The organism is Pseudomonas syringae pv. cilantro (assembly GCF_001293775.1).
Taxonomy (GTDB): domain Bacteria; phylum Pseudomonadota; class Gammaproteobacteria; order Pseudomonadales; family Pseudomonadaceae; genus Aquipseudomonas; species Aquipseudomonas syringae_P.
Map to the genome: position 1 here is coordinate 6,424 of NZ_LGLN01000079.1, position 1,899 is coordinate 8,322.

The 1,899-nt window shown below is 42.3% G+C and carries 2 protein-coding genes; both read left to right on the forward strand.

Features of this window, described 5'->3' with window-relative positions:
• Positions 1-165: 165 nt before the first annotated feature.
• Positions 166-720, forward strand: coding sequence for a hypothetical protein (locus ABJ99_RS22445; protein WP_054087688.1), 555 nt, complete (start codon positions 166-168; stop codon positions 718-720).
• Between the two features lies 1 nt (position 721).
• Entirely contained in the window at positions 722-1,555 is an 834-nt protein-coding gene (locus tag ABJ99_RS22450) for a hypothetical protein (RefSeq protein WP_054087689.1), read from the forward strand.
• The last annotated feature ends 344 nt before the right edge of the window (positions 1,556-1,899 follow it).

The window sequence follows — 1,899 nt, forward strand, 5'->3', positions numbered from 1 at the left end:
TGTTGCCAAGCACCTATCTCTGGGGTCAGATCATGAAGAAGCTAGCTTTAGCTTGTAGAGTGGATGGTCTTAGGAAAAACAAAAATTGTAGTTTTATGGCGTTTTGCTAGCGCGTTTTGGCGCAGGACGTGTATAGTCTTCTGGATATGCCATGGAATGGTTACGATGAACCTAAATTTTCTATTTCGCCTTCTTCTGACTATCAGTGCTACGTCATTACTGTTGATTGTTTTTTTTGTGCAGAAGTCGTATACACTCAGTTGTCTATTTCCAAGCCTGACATGGCTGAAAGATATAAGCCCATTCGTTTCCTATCTGTTTTATATTGCTGTGCCTATTGCGCTGACATGGTTAAGTATTAGGTTGAGCTCTAAGTTGGGCAATGATGGCTTTCGCTCTGGCGATATTGTAGAGATTTCTCACGCGAATAACAGTTTTTTACCAAGTTATTTAGGTTACTTTTTTGTCGCGCTAAGTGTGGGTAACTGGGATACGCTGATTGTGGTGTATGGAATGCTGTTTGTTTTTACATTTAGGTCTCAGGCACTTTACTTTAATCCGCTTTTTTTGCTGTATGGCTTTGAGTTTTATAATGTCACTACCCGAGGTGGTGCGTCAATATTCCTCATCAGCAGAAAGAATTATAAATTGCCGGTGGATGTGGTGATTCAGTCGGCACGCAGGATCAACGACTATACGTTCATTGAAAGGGAGAGGTAAGATGGACTGCGTTTTGGTTAAAGTTAAAAGGCTAAGGGCTAACCCGGTTTTTAAGTTGCTTTCAGACAAAAAACTATTTGATGGCGTGGTTCCCAAACTCGCTGCGTGCGTACCGTATATGCCTGATCATAATTTAGATGAGGATTCTTGGTTTAAAATAGAAAAATTTTCGGAACAAAAATACTGCTTGCCACTCCTCATAAAGCCTTTTGACTCAAAAGATTACAATGACCTTGAGAAAAGTCGTTTTTCAGACATTGCCTATATTTGTAGCGTGCAAGGCGATGATTTCTTTTTTCAAAAAGTCACGCCCTCGCTGTTTTTAAGGCGAAAAATGATTACTTTTGGAGATGTGGCTGTCGTTGAAGACGGTGAAAATCGGCTCGTCGTGAACGACATTCCTGATGCAATTTACATACAAAAATCTGATACCTTGGTTTTCCGAAATCTTGCCACTATATCTAGTATTTTTCCAGAAATTGATGAGCTGTATCGCGAGGCGACACAAGCTGAGGTGGAAAAGTTTCTAGAAAATAAATTTATCGCTCTAGCAAATAATTTCAGCGCAGACAGCGTTTCCAAGCCGAATAGGAAAAGGATTGCCCTAGCCATGGCGACGCTTGATGCGCTACCGCCTCAGGACAAAATTGGGATGCTGGCCTATATTGATGGTTATTGCGGTGATAAAGTTAAATATGACAAAGTTTCTAGCAGTTTCGAAATTTCCGATGACGACTCTCTAAAGCTTTTGATTTATGGAATTGAGCAACGATTCTATACGACGCAGTTTGGTCAGGAAAAGCGGCTTGCCAACTCTGTTCAGTCGCTCGGATAGGTTAAAGGCGCAATAGATATCTGATTCTATCTGTCAGTAGAGCGGAAAAAGCGGTCTCCTGTGGTTATCATACTTGACGGACAACGCCATAGCTGGGTTGTCCAACTATGATCGATGCGGACGTTGATGCGGTGTCACTTAATACAGTGCATCCCATTGTCAATCATGTTGATTTTTACCCATTCGGTGCCAAATCAGCATAACGGTAAGTCTATAGTAATACCGGGGCGCGCCGGAATGGTATTTCAGATGCTGAGTGAGAAACCAGCACACATGCTTGTGCTGCCAAGTCTAAGGTATGCGATCCATAAACCCCACCTAACCGTATGCGCGCCACGAACCCC

What these genes read in the sequence shown, in the direction of transcription:
- ABJ99_RS22445 (WP_054087688.1), top strand. Translation starts at nt 166, where the DNA reads ATGAACCTAAATTTTCTATTTCGCCTTCTTCTGACTATCAGTGCTACG.
- ABJ99_RS22450 (WP_054087689.1), top strand. Translation starts at nt 722, where the DNA reads ATGGACTGCGTTTTGGTTAAAGTTAAAAGGCTAAGGGCTAACCCGGTT.